We start from the raw sequence: 17,612 nt of genomic DNA on the forward strand, positions 1-17,612 counted from the left end.
GATGAGCCGAGAGCCGATCTTTTTACAACCGGTTTTTAAGGAGAGAATCTGGGGGGGCCGAGCCCTGGCGGAGACCTTCGGTTATGAGATCCCCTATGATAAAACTGGCGAATGTTGGGCCATTTCCGCTCACCCCCACGGGCAGAGCGTGGTCAGAGATGGCGTTTACGCCGGTTTCACGCTGGGTCAGCTGTGGGAGCAACATCGCGAGCTGTTCGGAAATGTATCAGGGGATCGTTTTCCTCTATTGACCAAGATTTTGGATGCCAATGCGGACTTGTCGGTACAGGTTCACCCCGATGATGCTTACGCCCGCGTTCATGAGCGGGGGGAGCTGGGGAAAACCGAATGCTGGTATATCATCGACTGCGAAGAGGGAGCCGAATTGATCTACGGGCATCATGCGCAGTCCAAGGAAGAATTTCGAGCATGGGTCGAACAGGGGGCGTGGGATCAGCTGTTGCGGAGAGTGAAGATCCATCCCGGCGATTTCTTCTTCGTTCCCAGCGGGACCATTCACGCCCTCGGTGCCGGCACGTTGGTGCTGGAAACCCAGCAAAGCTCCGACACTACGTATCGGTTGTACGACTATGACCGGACGGATGATCGCGGGAACCCCCGTGAGCTCCACCTGGATCAGGTTTTCCAAGTGACGCGCATTCCCCATATCGACCCGGTGGTGGAACAGAAGAGCCATCGGCGAGAAGGGCTGCTCATGACCACTTTGCTCGAAACCGACATGTTCACGGTGTATCGATGGGAATTGAACGGAGAGGCTTACCTGGAACCAACGCGCGATTTTCAACTGGTCAGCGTGTTGGAAGGTTCGGGGGAGATCCGTGTGGATGGTCGCGTCTATCCCTTTCAGAAGGGCGATCATGCGATTTTACCCAGCGACTTGGGGAACGTAAAGGTGAGTGGACAAGCGGAATGGATCGTCTCCCATCCTTAAAGGAAACAAAGGGGAGCCCGACATCGGCCAACGGTTCCCGCAACATACCACCTGAAAGAACCCTGCGTGAAGGAGCCGAGCAGATATGCCGAAGCAGAAGCCCCCGGTGCAGCCGGGTGACCGAATCCAACTCACTTTGACCGGCCAGACCCATACCGGCGATGGTGTCGGAAAATACGATGGCTTCACGGTGTTCGTGCCCTTGACGGTGGCCGGGGAGCGAGTGGAGGCCAAAGTGACCAAGGTGAAAAAAACCTATGCCCACGCCCGCATGGAGGCGTTATTGGAGGCCAGCCCCGCTCGGGTGGATGCCCCCTGTCCGGTCTTTGAACGTTGTGGCGGCTGTCAGATTCAACATATCGCCTACCCAGCGCAGCTGGAGGCGAAACGGCGTCAAGTGGCTAATGCCTTCGCTCGAATCGGCGGGTTGGAAGAGGTAAAAGTGCTGCCGGTGCTGGGGATGGACCAGCCCTGGAACTACCGCAACAAAGCCCAAGTTCCCTTCAGCGGGCGAAGGGGGCGGGTCAAAGCCGGCTTTTTTGCCGCCGGATCCCATGAGGTTGTGGAGTTTGAACACTGCATGATCCAGCAGCCGGAAAACGATCGGGCGATCCAACGGGTCCGGGAGTTGGTCAAGGAGCTGGGGATCCCGCCCTACAACGAACAGAAACACCGGGGGATCGTTCGCCACACGGTGGTCCGAACCGGCGTCAACACCGGTGAGGTGATGGTGGTGTTGGTCACCAACGGGTTGGAGCTGCCTCATCGCAAGCGGTTGGTGCGGGAACTCAGGGAGAGGATTCCGGGTTTGGCCTCTGTGGTGCAAAACATCCAGACGAAGCGGACCAACGTGGTGCTGGGACCGGAAAACCGGCTCCTCTGGGGAGAGCCGGTGATTCATGACACGATCGGTCACGTCCGGTTTGTCATCTCCCCCCATTCCTTTTTTCAGATCAACCCGGAGCAGACAGAGGTTTTATACGAACAGGTTCGTCGCTATGCGGCGTTGTCCGGCCGGGAGACCGTCATCGACGCCTACTGCGGCATTGGCACCATCGGCCTCTACCTGGCCCAAGACGCCGCTCGCATCCTCGGCGTCGAATCCATTCCCCAAGCAGTGGAGGATGCCCGCCGTAATGCCGAACTGAATGGTATCGATCATGCCACCTTTACGGCCGGCCCTGCGGAAGAAGTGATGCCCCGCTGGGCTGAGGAAGGGCTTCATCCCAATGTGATTGTCGTCGATCCGCCTCGTAAAGGGTGCGCGCCTGAATTTCTGGATGCTGCCGTTCGAACCGATCCCGACCGTCTCGTCTATGTCTCCTGCAATCCCGCCACCTTGGCGCGGGATGCCGCTTACCTGAAGGAACAAGGCTACGTCAACCGTCAGGTCCAGCCCGTCGACATGTTTCCCCACACGAGCCACGTGGAGTGCGTGACCGTGTTTCGAAAACAGGGATAAAACCCGCTCTCTCCCCCTGAAAGGGAAAGGCGGGTTTTTTAATTGTTGCGGGACGTTGTCACAATATCGGGGTTGGATGACAGGATGGCCTCCGCTGTCTCCCACAGCCGGGCCAGGAATTGGAGGACCTGTTTCCCTCGTCGGACGAGATCGTCCCGGGAGTGAATACCGAGATCGGTCATGAGGGCGTTGAAGGCCGGAGCGAGGGGGTGTTGCAGCTGTGGGGCGTCTGTCCTGAAAAGCGTGTGGCAGCGGGCGAAGGTAGCCCGATCCAGAAGACGGTTTCACGGTGGGACCCACTCTGGATGAGCTCGCGATTGGCGTCGACGGCGATCGGTCGAGCGGCGGCGGTGATATATCTGCTAGAAAAGAAGGGGGGTCTCCGCAATTTGAACATCGAAGGTGTGTTCAAGGGAGTCGAGGTGGCGTTGGATCTGTTGGTGTCCAGTCGGCGCAGCCCAGTAGGGCCAATATATTTTCCAACTGAAAGAACCCTGCGTGAAGGAACCGAGAGATATGCCGAAGCAGAAGCCCCAGGTGCAGCCGGATGACCGAATACGCTAAGCAGAAATCGTTGACAGCTCAATCATCATAGAATATATTGTGCATATACAAAATATACAGCATGCTTAACGATAAAAGAGCCTTTCTGTAATAAATGATCTTTGGAAAAAAGAAATAGCACCTGTTAAAATACAAAAGCCATAAAAAAGTCAGAAGGGAGCTTGATGAATAGAAAAGATATGAGAGCTCAAGAGAATCAAGAAAATTCAAGGATGAATAGAAAGGCCCGGATTGGTGCCGCACTGTTTCTCTTTATACTATCACCGTTCATAGGTGAATTACTGTTGGGGAATTTAGCTTCAGAGCAATTGATCGTATTCCCCTTGTTGGCTTTGCTTTATGGTGGTGGGGCACTGTTCATTCGAGAATGGGTTCGACGAACGGGTAGAGGATGGCCAACAATCTTTTGTCTAGCATTAGCTTACGGTTTGCTGGAAGAAGGATTTGTCATTCAAACTCTTTTTAATCCAAATTATCTTGGTCTCGGTTTACTCGATTATGGATTTATTCCAAGCCTAGGTATAGGATCATTCTGGTCGGTGTATGTTTTAAGTCTTCACGTTATTTGGAGCATCAGTATCCCTATTGCAGTGACGGAAAGCCTCTTTTGGAAGCATCGAACGACACCGTGGTTAGGCAGATTTGGTTTTACGATGTGTGCCATACTGTTCTTTCTTGGTTCTGTAATAATGGGACTAGGCGTCTTTTATGAATATCAATTTATGGCGTCGGTTAAACAATTAATGATTAGCGCAACATTAATGATGATATTTATTGTTTTAGGGTTTACCTTATTTCATAAAGATAAAAAGGTGAATACATATAATCATCCAAAATTCATAAATCAATCAGCACCTAACCCTTGGTTATTAGGCGGGTTTGCATTCATATCCGGATCGATATTCTTTTTATTAAGCAATATACCTTATGTTCATGCGTTGTTACCGGCAGGAGTTTTGGTACCCATTCTGTTATTGTTGGAGTTACTTGTACTAGTGGTTACGATACGCTCTTCGCATAAGAAGGGGTGGTCAGACATCCATAGGTTTTCTCTTGCTGCAGGCGGTATGCTGGTCTATTGTTGGGGCGGATTTCTAACTAATATTCAATTGTATGGTTACTCTCACTTGTTTGTACAGGGAGTATGGTGTTTTCTTGCTATTGCTTTAATCGTATTCATTGGAAGTCGATTACATCGTCAATCAATGTGAAAAGAAAGAAATGGGTTATAGTACCGCCGAGTTTCTCAGGTTGGCAAACTCCAAAGCTGATGATAACGAAGTGGCTGATGAAATATATCGCCTGCGGGACTAGAGAGCGGGACAAATCAAAGAGGTGATGAGAGAAGCGTTGTGGAAGCTGTAGACTCCGCTCGTGATGCAACTGATGAAAGAGGCGTCGCTATGAGAATCGGGACGGCGCGAAAGGCCGCCACGGAATGGGTCGATCAGCATGCTTATCAGGAGGAGGACCGTTCGCCTTCGATATCTTGCCGCGCGGGAAGTGTTGCAGGAATATGGGTACGAGGATCTCTACTGGGAGCTATTGGCCCTACTGGGCTGCGCCGATTGGATGCCCCAACAGGTTCAACGTCACCTCGACTCCCTCGAACGAACTTTCGACGCCGCAGCTGCAGTGGCTGAGACACCGTTCTTTTTCAGCAGCGATATCACTCCTGCCGCTCGACCGATCGCCGTCGACGCCAGCCGCGAACTCATCCAGAGCGGGTTTCACCGTGAAGCCGTCTTCTGGATCGTTGCTACCTTCGCCCGCTGCCACATGATTCTCGGGACAGATGCCCCACAGCTGCAACGCTCCCTCACCCCGGCCTTCAACGCTCTCCTGGCCGATCTCGGTGTTCACTCCCGGGACGATCTCGTCCAACGAGGGAAACAGGTCCTCTTAGTTCCTGCCCCGGCTGTGGGAGACAGCGGAGGCTATCCTGTCGTCCAATCCCGACATTGTGACGACGTCCCGTGACCATTAAAAAAACCGCCTTTCCCTTTCAGGGGAGAGAGCGGGTTTTATCCCTGTTTTCGGAACACGGTCACGCACTCCACGTGGCTCGAGTGATCGTATTGAAGTCTTGAGCCAATTTTTGTACCCTACGTCTGCGGGACGAGATATGAGGAAACATGTCCATTGAAATCGTGCATGAGGTTCAGGTTGTTTTTCCAGGGTCGAATGCACATTTAATCATTTTTATGTCAAAAAATACCGCATAATCATAGAGGGAACAAACCATGCTTTCCTCATCTGCTCTCGCAGCTTTTTTATACCAAGAAGAGAAGGAGAATAATCATATATGTTTACAGTTATCAAAGCGGATCAATTAGGACGAGATACAAGGGTGCAAATGTCTCGAATTTTTGCGGAGGGATATACTCAGTGGCTGGACTACTTTTCCAAAGACAAAAATAAAATTGCAAGAGCTTTTGCCCATATGTTTGTTTTAGATCAATTTTATATAGCCGTAACAGGTAACAAAGTTGCTGGAATGGTTGCATGTACGGACGGTATTACCCCTTCGGTAAAACTCAATAAAAAAGAGCTGCGAAAGCATTTAGGATTTTTTAAGGGCAGCATAGCTGGATTCATTTTAAAAAAAGAATTTGAAACCCCTCTGGAGAATCCTTCCCCAGATAAATGTTCCATCGATTTTGTCGGAACAGCTCCCGAATTCAAAGGGCAGGGAGTGGCCTCACTGATTATCCGCCATATTCTTGAAAATACTCCGTATAAAAAATATTTGATTGAAGAGGTAGCCGATACGAATATTCCCGCGATGCGATTATATGAAAAGATGGGCTTTCAGGAATATAAACGGAAACCTTTTTCTCAAAAGCGAGCCAAGAAAATTGGCATAAACAGTCTCGTATCGTTCAGGTATGTGAAACAATCCATCGATTCGTTTAAGAAGGATGAAAACCTGCGGTCCGAGTGATGCTCCAGAAATCACCCCTTATTCCCTGACAGCAGGAGGTTCAGTGGCAGAACATCTTAGGATTATTCATGCGCTCTGACTGTTCAATCTACGCTTACTCTATAACGTCGAAATATTCTTGTTTTTGTGCGGTATCTGCAGGATATTAAACGTTCCTTAAAGAAGTATTTATGGGCTATTGATATGAAGTTGCTAACATGAAGGCGTATCACTTTGTTGGTGTGAAGGTGGATTCTCAATGGGGGAGTGAATGGGATGAATAGACGTGGGTGGCTTGCAGGAGCGCTGGCTGCAGTGGTAGCCGTCTCTGCTGTCTCCTTTTCACAGGTAGGGGCGGATCAGCAGCAGGCGGAGAAGAAAAAGAGACCCCAGGCTAAAAACGTGATTCTGATGGTCGGTGATGGGATGGGGAAAGCTCAGCGGAATGCGATCCGTTTATCCAAAGTGGGTCTGGAAGGTGAACTGGCGATGGACGCCATGCCCTATTCCGGTTCCGTTCATACCAACTCCGCCGATCCGAAGGAGTTTGTCACCGACTCGGCGGCCGCGGCCACGGCGATGGCTACCGGAGAAAAAACCTTTAACGGTGCCGTCGGTGTCGACCGCAATAAAAAACCGGTGAAGACGGCGTTGGAACAAGCGAAAGAGTTGGGGAAAGCGACCGGGTTGGTCACTACAAGTACCGTGACCGACGCCACTCCGGCCGCCTTCGCAGCCCATGTGGATAACCGGGATGACCAAAGCAAGATCGCCAAACAGTTTCTGGAAGATAGTCGTCCCGATGTGATCCTGGGCGGCGGGGAGGATTACTGGTACCCCAAAGGGAACCCGGGAGTGCATCCAGACCAGCCGGCGGAAGATCCGAGCGAAGGAAGTGAAGGCACCGAAGGAAACCTGGTGGAAAAAGCGAAAGAGCAAGGCTATCAATACGTGACCAACCGCCAGGAGCTCAAGAAGGCCGATGGCTCCAAACTGCTCGGTCTGTTTGCCAACCAGGAGATGTTCCAGTACGATACGGAGGCTGGAGACAAATATAATCCCTCTGTGCCGCTGCCGGAGATGACCGACAAAGCCCTCCAGACCCTCTCCCAACATGAAAAGGGCTTCTTCCTGCTGGTAGAGGAAGAGGGCACCGACGCGATGAGCCATGTCAACAACGCGGAACTGACGATCGAAGCCGGCAAGCAGTTTGACAAGGCGGTGGCCCGCGCGAAAGCCTTCGCCAAGAAAAACGGGGACACCTTGGTGATCGTGGTTGGCGATCATGAAACCGGCGGCTTTACGATTGAAGGCTTGGATGATTCCGACGAGTCGGGGGATGGAGAATCCAAGGAAGATGGTCCTCTGCCTGTGGCTCGATCCAATCAGCAGTTTATGGTGGATTGGACCACAACAGGACACTCGGCCGTCGATGTTCCCTTGACCGCTATGGGCCCCGGGGCGAAATTGCTGAAGGGTGTATATGAAAACACCCGCATCCACGATGTGATCGTACAGGTGATGAAGGCGGGGAAATAAATCCCGGTTCGAAGTGCATTCCTCGGTTAGCAGTTATGAAAGGGATCCGTTCTGGGTGGGGCGGATCCCTTTTTGTATGAGGAATGACGGTAGCATGGAGTAAGCAGAATAACCCGGATCACTTGCCTTCCGTATTGTTTCGCAAGCGTCGAAAACCCTTTCCACCTTAACCGAGCGGTGTGGGGATTCGGTGCGCTTTGATTGACTTGTGAGCACCGGGTGTCTGTATATGCTACAATAGGCTGAACAAGTGGTGTAAAGGAGCTATCGTACCATGTCATTGGGGATCAGTCTCCGTCAGATCCAGACCTTGAGCGCAAACAGGGAGACCTATATTCAAGGTATCCGGTATTATCAGGACGGACGGGTGCATGGATTGCAGTTTCAGCCTGGGGTTCCATCCTTTCATGCCTTTGTCGACGGCCCGTTTTCCTATGAAGTGCAGATTGGCATCACTTCCCATGGGCGGTTGGGGAGAGTCCAGTGTGACTGTCCGGCTTTTACCTCCTATGATGGGTATTGCAAACATGTTGTGGCGGTGTTGTACAGCTTGCTTGAATGGGAAAAAGAGGCCGTTCCTCACGCTGCCGCCCTGGAGACGGGTCACCGGAGAGCGCTCCGGGATCTGCTGGATCTTTTTCAACAGGAACCATCGAAAGAAGCTTCCCGCTCCTCGGCTCAACCTTTAAGTGTGGAGTACTGGCTGGGCCTGGTCCCCTGCTGGGACAATCAAGTGGATAGGTGGTTGACGGTTAGACTGAAGGTGGGTCCCAAACGGCACTACGTGGTGAAAAATATCCGGGAGTTCCTGCAGGCTTTTGCCGAGGGAGAGTCCCTCTTTTTTACCAACCATTTCACCTATGATCCGACGCAGTTTCGACCCGCAGCGGAGGATGAAGCGATGCTCCGCTTTTTATCCCGACTAGCGAGAAATGAACAGCAATATCGTCACATCCTCAGTCCGTGGGACAGCGATCGGCGGGAGGATCGACGAAACCTGATCATCCCGCCGGACCAGGTCGGTGATTGTCTCCGATTGCTTCCCCGCGGGCATTTTGTATGGGAGCAGGGTGGCCGCCGCTATACTGAGTTGTCCCTGATAAACCGTTTTCCGATTTCCTTTTACCTTGGGAAACAGGGGCGGGATCTGGTACTGCTCTCGGAGGACGAAGGAGCCGAGGATGGGCCTTCCTTGTCCGAGGAGCCGCTTCTCCTCTCCCGTGACGGAACCTGTTTTTATAAAGGAAATATTTACAACCTGACTTCCCGACAGATGGAGCAGATCCTTCCTCTGTATCGCCGCCTCTGTCAGCTGCCGGAGAAAAAGTTGTGGATCGTGCCCGGAGAAGAACAGGAAGCCTTCGTCTCGGCCGCGTTGCCGGTCATGAAAGAGGAAGGTTGCCTCAATGTGGACCGGCGCGTGTCCACGCAACTCCTCCAGCGACCCTTACAGGCGGAGATCCGGTTGGATCGCAGGATCGATGAAGAAAGGGAACAATTGACCGCCGATCTCCGATACACCTATGGAGAGATCCAGGTGAATCCTTTTACTTCCGGGGAAAAACAGGGACGCGACGGTCGGCTGTTGATTCGGGAGATGGACAAAGAGCAGCGGATCATGCAGATCTTTGAGGAGGCCGGATTCCAATTTAACGGCCGGGAGCTCCACCTGGATGGAGAAGAGAATCTGTACAGCTTTTTATATGACAAAATGCCGCAGCTGGAAGAGTTGGCAGATGTTTATACCACTCTGTCTCTCCGACAAATCCTGGTGGAGCCCGCGTCCCAACCCGTTCCCCGCATCGACGTCGACGATACCTCCGGTTGGCTGGAGGTACAGTTTGATTTGCCCGATGTGGGGGAGGAGGAACTGGAACGCCTATTACAAGCCTTGATCGAAAAGAAGAGGTATTACCGCCTGTCAGAGGGGAGCTTCATCCCCCTGGAAGGGTCGGAGTCTTTTCATGCGCTGATGGAGGAGGGAGGGCGTCCGGTGATCGAGGAGGGGAAACTGAAGTTGCCTGCCTCCCGGGCACTGCAATTGGAAGAGATGGAAGGGCTTGAGAAAGGGCCCCAGTTTCAGCGCCTCCTTCGCAACATCCGCAACCCGGAAAACCTCGACTTCACCCCTCCCGCCGCGATGGCTTCCGTCCTGCGGGATTACCAGCGGTTCGGCTTTCGGTGGATGAAAACCTTGGCACATTACCAACTCGGAGGGATCCTGGCCGACGATATGGGTCTGGGAAAAACGATTCAAGCCCTCGCTTTCATCGTCTCTGAGCTGGAGGCTGCACCGACAAAAGCCCAGGCCCTCGTGGTAGCTCCCGCCTCTCTGATCTACAATTGGGAACGGGAATGCACCCGCTTCGCCCCACAGCTGAAAACAGTTGTCGTCGCCGGAAAAAGGGAACGACGCCGGACTATCCTGGAACACAAAGAGGATGTCGACCTGCTGATCACCTCCTATCCCTTGCTGCGGCGGGATATTGACAGTTATCAATCCCACCGGTTCCAGACGGTGATCTTTGATGAAGCCCAATCCTTTAAAAACCATCAGTCCCAAACCGCCCAGGTGGTCAAGCGCCTCCGGGCGAAGACCCGCTTTGCCTTGAGCGGAACCCCCATCGAGAACACCTTGGAGGAACTAGGTTCGATCTTCGATGTGATTTTACCAGGGTTCTTTTCTGGAAAGCAGGCGGTTCGTCGTATGTCCGCGGAACAGGTCCGCCGGCGGGTGCGCCCGTTTATTCTGCGCCGCATGAAGAGGGATGTGCTGGATGAACTGCCGGAGAAGACGGTGTCGGTCCACGTCTCGGAATTGACCGATGAACAGAAGGAACTGTATCTGGCCACTCTGCAACAGATTCGGAAAAACACCCAACAAGCGCTGATCACCGATGGGTTTCAAAAAAGCCGGATAAAAATCTTAGCCGGTCTGACCCGACTGCGCCAAATCTGTTGCCATCCTTCTCTCTACCTGGAAAACTACGCCGGCAGCTCCGGCAAAATGGACCAACTGCTGGCTACCGTCGAAGAGAGGCTGAACAACCGCCGGCGCCTGCTGGTCTTCTCCCAATTTACCAGTATGCTGGCCTTGATTCGGGACGCCTTGGACCGGAGGGGGATTTCTTATCATTACCTGGATGGCCGCACACCGAGCCCGCAGCGCTTGGAGATGGCCAACCGGTTTAGCGGCGGGGAGAAGGATGTGTTTTTGATCTCTCTCAAAGCGGGCGGGACCGGACTCAACCTGACCGGTGCCGATACGGTGATCCTGTATGACTTGTGGTGGAACCCCGCCGTCGAGCAACAGGCCGCCGACCGGGCCCATCGCATCGGCCAGAAGAAGACGGTGGAGGTGCTGAAGCTGATCGCCCGCGGCACGATCGAAGAGAAAATCCATGAACTGCAACAGAAAAAGCAGTCCCTGTTTGACCAAGTGATCCAACCCGGGGAAGAGATGTTGTCCTCCTGGAGCGAGGAGGAGATCCGGGAGATCCTGGGCTTGATGTGATAACAACAGGCAGACGGCATTCCGCACCGATTGGTTCCCTTGATAGAAAGAGAGAGATTTGGTAAATAGTGATCTGGACCTGGTTTTTCTAGGGCGTGTCTGATAATTAAACCCTAGGGCGATTTTTCACGTAGGTGCCTAGGGAGCCGATTTCCGTCTTCGCGCCTCTTGTCCTCCCACAGATGTAAAAGCTGTCCGCTCCGCCTCCTACGGACCCAACCAGCGGCCAAATGAAAAGCTTGGTGGCCGCTAAACGGTTGAATCCTTCGGAGACTCCGCTAGGTGGTCGGAGCAAAGGGCGCTACGCCGGAAATCGGTCTTCAGCTACTTTTGATTTACCAGACACGCCCTAATCCCTATCAGAGATCAGGTTTATTTTGCGTTCCAAGGCGCAAGGAAATGGAGGGAGACGTTTGCTAGAAGTCCGAAATCTCTCAAAGCGTTACCCTGGAAAAAGGGGGATCGAGGCGGTTCAATTTTCCGTCGACCGAGGAGAGATCGTCGGCTTTTTGGGTCCCAACGGGGCTGGGAAAACGACGACCATGCGCTTGATCACCGGCTATCTCTCCCCGACGGAAGGAGAAGTCCGAGTGGACGGGCAACTGATGACGGAGCATTCGGCAAAGACGAAGAAAAAAATCGGATATTTACCGGAAAGTCCTCCCCTGTATCCGGAAATGACAGTGGAGGGGTATCTGCGGTTTGTCGCCGATTTACGGGAGGTGCCGGTCCGGGAGCAAAAAGGTCGCCTCGCAGAGGTGCTGGAACGAACCGGAATCACCGGGAGAGAGCATCAACTAATCCGTCGTTTATCCAAGGGTTATAAACAACGGGTCGGGCTGGCCCAGGCGATTTTGCACCATCCCGATCTGCTTATCCTCGATGAACCGACTTCTGGCCTCGACCCCAAGCAGATTACGGAGATCCGCGAGCTGATCCGTGAGCTGGGGGAAAAACACACCGTATTGCTGAGCACGCACATTCTTCCCGAGGTAGAGATGATCTGCAAGCGGGTTCTGATCATCGATCGGGGGCGTCTGGTGGAGGATGATCGGCCGGAACGGTTGTCCCGCCGGTTGGAACAAGGGTTCACCCTTGCCCTGGAAGTGAAAGGGAAACCAAAGGCGGCAGAGGAAATATTGGCATCCATCTCCGGCGTCAAAGAAGTGACAAGGAGAGAAGGCGGTTCGGAGGAAAGTGTCAAACTACTGGTAACCCTGGAGGAAGAGAGCGATCTTCGCGAACAGATTTTTTACGCGATGGCCGAGGCCAAGATGCCTATCCTGGAAATGCAGCGGCAGGATCTGTCTTTGGAAGATGTTTTCCTCAAGTTGACCACCGCGGAAGGAGGGCAACGCGATGCGTAAAATTTGGTCGCTCTTCCGGAAGGAATTGCAGCTTTATCTCTTTTCACCCACGTCCTATGTAGCCTTCGCCTTCTTTTTTCTCGTCCTAGGATATCTTTTTTCCACCGCCTTTCTGGGGATCCAGCGGGTGGAGGAAAGATTGGTGTACAATTCCATGTCCCTGTTGTTTTTGTTTGTCACCCCGATGATTACCATGCGGTTGTTGTCGGAAGAGCTGCGACAGGGAACCGATGAATTGTTGTTTACGTCCCCCGTCAATGTATTGCAAGTGGTGGCGGGCAAATATCTGGCTTCGGTGACGGTAGTCTTGTTTCTGTTAGCCGTCAGTCTGGTCTATCCCTTGATCCTGACCATGTATGGATCGGTGGACTGGGGGAAACTGTCCGCCGCTTTTCTGGGAGTGTTTTTGCTGGCATCTGCCATGATGGCGGTCGGAATCTTCGCCTCCAGTCTCAGTGCGTCCCAGATGGTGGCCGGGATCACCTCCTTCGCCATTCTGCTGGCCTTCTGGCTGATCCAAACTTTGAGCGACGCTTTGTATGGAGGGTCCCGAGAGCTATTTCAAAAATTCTCCCCCATCTTTCATTTGAACGACTTTGAACAGGGCATCGTCGATATGTCCCATGTTCTCTATTATTTCGTTTTTGTGTTCCTGTTTCTGGGGCTGAGTGTTCAATCTCTCGAAAAACGGCGTTGGAGATAAGGAGGTGCGAGAGAAGCATGAAGTTCGGTTGGCGAAGTCTCAATTCAGGCGTGTTCGTGATCACCTTGATCGGCATTTTTGTATTGACAGTGCTGGCAGCGGATTCTTTGCCCTGGCGTTGGGATTGGACCGAGGACACCATCCACTCCCTGTCTGAGCAGACGGAAAAAACCTTACACGGGTTGGATGAAGAAGTGAAAGTTTACGCCTTTACCGATTCCTCCGAGGGTGGAAATCAGGTGGAGCGTCTCCTGCGGGCCTATCAGAAGGAGACGGATCAACTGAAGGTGGAGACCGTCGATCCGGTGAAAGAGCCCTCCCTCGCCAAAAAGTATGGCGTATCCGGGATGAATACCGTCGTCTTTGTGAAGGGGGACAAACAGGAAAAGGTGGATCCGATGCAGCTGTTCGTCCCCGGTACCCAGGGGGATTCCTACGGCTTCAAAGGAGAAGAAGCGTTCACGCAGGCTATTCTCAACCTGACGGCGGATCAAAAACCCGTGGTGTACATACTGCAAGGTCACGGGGAAATCCCTTTTAACAAGCTGCAGGGATTACGGGATTCCCTGGAAGGGGAAGGGAATGAGGTGAAGGAACTCAACCTGGCAGAGAAAAACGGTATTCCCCACGATGCCGACATCTTGATGATGGCTGGACCGACCTCGGATTTGTCCCAAAAGGAAGCAAAGATGATTCAGACGTTTATCAAGGACGGGGGCCAATTTTTTGCCGCCTTTGCGCCTGCGGAAGGGATGGACGACTGGAAGCAGATCCCTAAGGTGTTGGAAACATGGGGGGTCCAGCTGGGCAACGATGTGGTGATCGACCCGAAACGAGGCTACTACGGTGACCCCTTGACTCCCATTCCGCAATACAATAACCATAAAATCACATCGGAACTTGAGGAACGGAATATGGTGGCAGTGATGCCCCGTGCCACCGGTCTACAGGTGGAAGAGGAAAAAGAGGTGGAAAAACTGCTGGAAACCTCAGGATCATCCTTCGGAGAGACGGATTGGGAATCCGAAGAATTATCGACAAAACCAAGTAAGAAAGACCATCAGGGACCGATCACCTTGGGTGTGGCTGTGGATGAGGAAAAGAAAAAGCATGGACGGGCCGTCATCTTTGGAAGTGCATCCATGCTGACCGGCAATGTGTTTCAGGCTCAAGGCAACCGGGATCTGGTGTTAAATTCCTTCGGTTGGTTGAGCAAAGACGCGCAAAACGTAACCATCCGTCCTGTGGAGAAAAAAGTGAAGCAGGTGTACGTTTCCGCTGGTGACGCCCGCATCATTTTCTTCGGTACCGTCATCGTCCTGCCGCTCCTCTTCTTGGTGAGCGGTCTGATGATCTGGTGGAGGAGGAGACGGGCATGAACTGGAAAGGAACGATTCCCACCCTGATTGCTCTGATCGTCTTTGCTGCCTTGTGGGGAGTGGTCTCTAGTCAGGATCTTTTTCAGGAGAAGTCCGATGAAAAAAAGGAGCCCCCCTTGTTTAAGGGGTTGAAGCCCGAGGAGATCACCACCATCTCCATGGAGGAAAAAGGGGAGATTCGTTGGAAACTGGTTCGCAAGGATGGGAAATGGTCCTTCAAGGAACCGAGACCTCTGCCGGTGGATCCTCAGATGGTGGAATCTTGGCTTCGCTCCTTCACGGAACTGAAGGGTGCAGAAGTGGTGCAAAAATCCTCCGATGACCTGCAAAAATATGGCCTGAAACAGCCCCAAAAAATCTACCGGGTGACACGGAAGAACGGGGAGAAGATAGAGTTGGCCGTGGGGGACGCCCTTCCGGTGGATAACGGCCGGTATATCCAGAAGAACGGAGAAGGAGCGATTCTACAAATCGGAACCACGGACATCGGATTTCTGGATAAACAGGTTCTGAACCTGATGAAAAAAGAAGCGATTCACGTTCAAAAGGAGAACATCAAAGCCTTTTCCTTTCAATGGAAAGGGACCACCCTGAAAGGGAAAGAAATAGAGGGCGAATGGAAACTGGAAAAAGGAAAAAAGACCTACGATCCGGACAAACTGGACCGTTTTCTTACCAGCCTTGCTTCCCTGCAAGCGAAAGAACTGGCTAAAAGAGCCGACGAATGGAAGCAGAACAAACCCCAGCTGGAACTGACGTTAACCACCGACGACGGGAAGAAGCACCTTTATTTCGGAGTTCGGGAAGAGGATCAGGTGTGGATTCGGAAAAAAGAAGGGGAATGGGCCTACCCCGTTGCGGTCTCATCCTTGGAAGACGCGTTGAAACAGGCGGAAAAGGAGGAAGAAGACAAATAACGGTATCAGCCCCCTTTTGTGAGAGGGGGTTGATTCATATGAACTTCCCACCTCTCCGCGTTTGGCTGGCTTAATTTCTGGTCCCGCTCCGTGTTATAATCGATGGGAGTATTTACGGTCAAAGGACGGATGCGCGATGATTACGGTTCAAGGTGTCGGCCTGCAGTTTGGCGGGAAGAAGCTGTTTGAAGATGTCAATATCAAGTTCACTCCAGGCAACTGTTACGGCCTGATCGGGGCCAATGGGGCGGGCAAGTCAACCTTTCTCAAAATTTTGTCGGGAGAGATCGAACCCAACAAAGGGGAAGTTCACATTACTCCCGGGCAGCGGCTGACGGTCTTAAAACAGGACCATTTCCGGTATGAGGAGCATCAGGTGCTGGAAACGGTGATCATGGGTCATGAGCGGCTGCATGAGATTATGAAAGAGAAAGACGCCCTCTACGCGAAGCCGGATTTCTCCGATGAAGACGGCGTCCGGGCAGCGGAACTGGAAGGGGAGTTCGCCGAGTTGAACGGCTGGGAAGCCGAAGCGGAAGCGGCGCGACTTCTGTCCGGCCTCGGTGTAGCCGATGAATTTCATGATAAACAGATGAAAGATCTGGACGGAAACGACAAGGTGAAGGTGTTGCTGGCACAAGCCCTGTTTGGCAACCCGGATATCCTGCTTTTGGACGAACCGACCAACCACCTGGACATTCAGGCGATCCGGTGGCTGGAAGATTTTCTGCTCGACTTTGAAAATACGGTGATCGTCGTCTCCCACGACCGGCACTTCCTAAATACCGTCTGCACCCACATGGCGGATATCGATTACGGGGAGATCCGGCTGTACGTGGGGAACTACGATTTTTGGTACGAATCCAGTCAGCTGGCCCTGCAACTGGCCAAAGAGAAGAACAAAAAGGTGGAAGAGAAGCGGAAGCAGCTGGAAAACTTTATCGCCCGGTTCAGCGCGCACAAGGCGAAGGCGCGGCAAGCCACCTCCCGGAAAAAGATGTTGGAGAAGCTGACCCCGGAAGATATCAAGCCATCCTCCCGCCGCTATCCCTTTATCAAGTTTGAGCCGGAACGGGAAGCAGGCAATGACTTGTTGCGCGTGGAAGGTCTCACTAAAACCGTCGATGGGCAAAAGGTGCTGGACAACCTGAGCTTTACCATCAATAAAGGGGAGAAGGTGGCCTTTGTCGGCCCCGATGGTCTGGCCAAAACCACCCTGTTCCAGATCCTCGTCGGTGAATTGGAGCCCGATGCCGGGGAGGTTCACTGGGGAATTACGACGTCTCAAGCGTACTTCCCTAATGATCACAACGCTTATTTCGACGGAGTGGATCTCAATTTGGTAGACTGGTTGCGCCAATATTCACCGGATCCGTCGGAAACCTTTGTTCGCGGCTTCCTCGGTCGCATGCTTTTCTCCGGCGAAGAAGTGATGAAGAAGGCTCACGTCCTCTCCGGTGGGGAAAAGGTGCGCTGCATGCTGGCGCGGATGATGCTGTCCGGGGCCAATGTGCTCCTCCTGGATGAACCGACCAACCATCTGGATATGGAAGCGATCACGGCTTTGAACAAGGGGTTGGAAGAGTTCCCCGGAACGATCCTGTTTACCTCCCATGACCATCAGTTGGTGCAATCCGTGGCCAATCGGATCATGGAGTTGACGCCTCAGGGACTGGTGGACAAATTGACTACCTATGATGAATATCTGGATGATGAAGAGTTGCAAGAAAAAGTAAGGCAGATGTATGCCTGAGTGACATCTAGCGTTTCCACAATCCCCCTCATGCAGTTTTGAGCTGTATGGGGGGATTTTTGAATCGATAATCTACAAAAAAGACGGATCCCCCTGTACAGGGGGGTCCTCAGGATACCAGTTTTTCTCCGTCTTTTTTCTGTGTTTGTCTTAATGCGTTCGTCAGTTCCATGAACCAAGCTTCATCCTTAGTGGAAAGGGCGATATCGATCCAGTTGCGGATATGGCCTTCTTGTTCCAGGGGAGGGGTTTCCAGAGGACGCAATCGGTCGGGAGTGCTATCGGAGATTTTACCGATGCTTAATCGGTTATCCGATTGGATCACCCGCACCTTGACAATTCCCTCCTCATGGTGGATCGATTCGATATATCCATGAAACAGCTCGTCATTGTTTGTCTTTCCTTTTACCCAGTCTCCGTCCTGCATTTGAAAATGGAGTAGCGTCGTCATGGCTAAGCACCACCTTTTGATGATGTCGGCACATCCCGCCGAACGTGAACCAGTGACTCGTACATACAGGGCAAGGAAGAACGACGGT

14 protein-coding genes are annotated in these 17,612 nt (G+C 52.6%); 13 read left to right on the top strand and 1 reads right to left on the bottom strand.

All coding sequences use genetic code 11. The features are described 5' to 3' along the window. Position 1 precedes the first annotated feature (1 nt). The 13 genes from manA (at position 2) to BLP91_RS02015 (ending at position 17,073) form a co-directional block, all read left to right on the top strand. Positions 2-952 carry a mannose-6-phosphate isomerase, class I gene (gene manA, locus BLP91_RS01955; protein ID WP_091566112.1) on the top strand — a complete coding sequence of 317 codons (951 nt, stop codon included), beginning with the start codon at positions 2-4 and terminating at the stop codon, positions 950-952. An 85-nt stretch (positions 953-1,037) separates the two neighbouring features. Continuing rightward, positions 1,038-2,414: a 23S rRNA (uracil(1939)-C(5))-methyltransferase RlmD gene (gene rlmD / locus BLP91_RS01960; RefSeq protein WP_091566114.1), complete on the top strand. Its 1,377-nt coding sequence runs from the start codon at positions 1,038-1,040 to the stop codon at positions 2,412-2,414. 305 nt (positions 2,415-2,719) lie between these two features. Continuing rightward, the gene (locus tag BLP91_RS16285; RefSeq protein WP_143003431.1) at positions 2,720-2,965 is read left to right on the top strand and encodes a hypothetical protein; all 246 of its coding nucleotides are present in this window, start codon (positions 2,720-2,722) and stop codon (positions 2,963-2,965) included. Positions 2,966-3,142: 177 nt separating this feature from the next. Continuing rightward, positions 3,143-4,189 carry a hypothetical protein gene (locus BLP91_RS01970; RefSeq protein ID WP_091566120.1) on the top strand — a complete coding sequence of 349 codons (1,047 nt, stop codon included), beginning with the start codon at positions 3,143-3,145 and terminating at the stop codon, positions 4,187-4,189. Between the two features lie 241 nt (positions 4,190-4,430). Then, entirely contained in the window at positions 4,431-4,958 is a 528-nt protein-coding gene (locus BLP91_RS01975) for a hypothetical protein (protein ID WP_143003432.1), read from the top strand. A 325-nt stretch (positions 4,959-5,283) separates the two neighbouring features. Then, positions 5,284-5,922 carry a GNAT family N-acetyltransferase gene (locus tag BLP91_RS01980; protein WP_091566125.1) on the top strand — a complete coding sequence of 213 codons (639 nt, stop codon included), beginning with the start codon at positions 5,284-5,286 and terminating at the stop codon, positions 5,920-5,922. A 255-nt stretch (positions 5,923-6,177) separates the two neighbouring features. After that, positions 6,178-7,440, top strand: a complete 1,263-nt coding sequence (locus BLP91_RS01985) for an alkaline phosphatase (protein WP_091566128.1) — start codon at positions 6,178-6,180, stop codon at positions 7,438-7,440. A 274-nt stretch (positions 7,441-7,714) separates the two neighbouring features. Then, a complete protein-coding gene (locus tag BLP91_RS01990) occupies positions 7,715-10,954 on the top strand; it encodes a DEAD/DEAH box helicase (protein ID WP_091566130.1) in 3,240 nt (1,079 codons plus the stop codon). A 413-nt stretch (positions 10,955-11,367) separates the two neighbouring features. After that, positions 11,368-12,321: an ABC transporter ATP-binding protein gene (locus BLP91_RS01995; protein WP_091566133.1), complete on the top strand. Its 954-nt coding sequence runs from the start codon at positions 11,368-11,370 to the stop codon at positions 12,319-12,321. Beyond that, positions 12,314-13,024 carry an ABC-2 transporter permease gene (locus BLP91_RS02000; RefSeq protein WP_245661987.1) on the top strand — a complete coding sequence of 237 codons (711 nt, stop codon included), beginning with the start codon at positions 12,314-12,316 and terminating at the stop codon, positions 13,022-13,024. Before BLP91_RS01995 ends, BLP91_RS02000 begins: the two co-directional genes overlap by 8 nt. 17 nt (positions 13,025-13,041) lie before the next feature. Next, on the top strand, positions 13,042-14,403 hold the full coding sequence (locus BLP91_RS02005; RefSeq protein ID WP_091566136.1) for a GldG family protein: 1,362 nt from the start codon (positions 13,042-13,044) through the stop codon (positions 14,401-14,403). After that, on the top strand, positions 14,400-15,320 hold the full coding sequence (locus tag BLP91_RS02010) for a DUF4340 domain-containing protein (protein ID WP_091566139.1): 921 nt from the start codon (positions 14,400-14,402) through the stop codon (positions 15,318-15,320). The genes BLP91_RS02005 and BLP91_RS02010 overlap by 4 nt, the downstream gene beginning before the upstream one ends. Positions 15,321-15,456: 136 nt before the next feature. After that, positions 15,457-17,073: an ABC-F family ATP-binding cassette domain-containing protein gene (locus tag BLP91_RS02015; protein WP_091566141.1), complete on the top strand. Its 1,617-nt coding sequence runs from the start codon at positions 15,457-15,459 to the stop codon at positions 17,071-17,073. 109 nt (positions 17,074-17,182) lie between these two features. Here BLP91_RS02015 and BLP91_RS02020 read toward each other — a convergent pair whose 3' ends face one another. Beyond that, on the bottom strand, positions 17,183-17,524 hold the full coding sequence (locus BLP91_RS02020) for a hypothetical protein (protein ID WP_091566144.1): 342 nt from the start codon (positions 17,522-17,524) through the stop codon (positions 17,183-17,185). Positions 17,525-17,612 lie beyond the last annotated feature (88 nt).

This window comes from Melghirimyces thermohalophilus, from assembly GCF_900102685.1.
Taxonomy (GTDB): domain Bacteria; phylum Bacillota; class Bacilli; order Thermoactinomycetales; family DSM-45169; genus Melghirimyces; species Melghirimyces thermohalophilus.

Bases quoted from the DNA above. Each gene is read 5' to 3' on its own strand.
- BLP91_RS02010 (WP_091566139.1), top strand. From the start codon at position 14,400: ATGAACTGGAAAGGAACGATTCCCACCCTGATTGCTCTGATCGTCTTT.
- BLP91_RS01970 (WP_091566120.1), top strand. From the start codon at position 3,143: ATGAATAGAAAAGATATGAGAGCTCAAGAGAATCAAGAAAATTCAAGG.
- BLP91_RS01990 (WP_091566130.1), top strand. From the start codon at position 7,715: ATGTCATTGGGGATCAGTCTCCGTCAGATCCAGACCTTGAGCGCAAAC.
- BLP91_RS01980 (WP_091566125.1), top strand. From the start codon at position 5,284: ATGTTTACAGTTATCAAAGCGGATCAATTAGGACGAGATACAAGGGTG.
- manA (WP_091566112.1), top strand. From the start codon at position 2: ATGAGCCGAGAGCCGATCTTTTTACAACCGGTTTTTAAGGAGAGAATC.
- BLP91_RS16285 (WP_143003431.1), top strand. From the start codon at position 2,720: ATGAGCTCGCGATTGGCGTCGACGGCGATCGGTCGAGCGGCGGCGGTG.
- BLP91_RS01975 (WP_143003432.1), top strand. From the start codon at position 4,431: ATGCTTATCAGGAGGAGGACCGTTCGCCTTCGATATCTTGCCGCGCGG.
- BLP91_RS02005 (WP_091566136.1), top strand. From the start codon at position 13,042: ATGAAGTTCGGTTGGCGAAGTCTCAATTCAGGCGTGTTCGTGATCACC.
- BLP91_RS02000 (WP_245661987.1), top strand. From the start codon at position 12,314: ATGCGTAAAATTTGGTCGCTCTTCCGGAAGGAATTGCAGCTTTATCTC.
- BLP91_RS02015 (WP_091566141.1), top strand. From the start codon at position 15,457: ATGATTACGGTTCAAGGTGTCGGCCTGCAGTTTGGCGGGAAGAAGCTG.
- BLP91_RS01985 (WP_091566128.1), top strand. From the start codon at position 6,178: ATGAATAGACGTGGGTGGCTTGCAGGAGCGCTGGCTGCAGTGGTAGCC.
- BLP91_RS02020 (WP_091566144.1), bottom strand. From the start codon at position 17,524: ATGACGACGCTACTCCATTTTCAAATGCAGGACGGAGACTGGGTAAAA.
- rlmD (WP_091566114.1), top strand. From the start codon at position 1,038: ATGCCGAAGCAGAAGCCCCCGGTGCAGCCGGGTGACCGAATCCAACTC.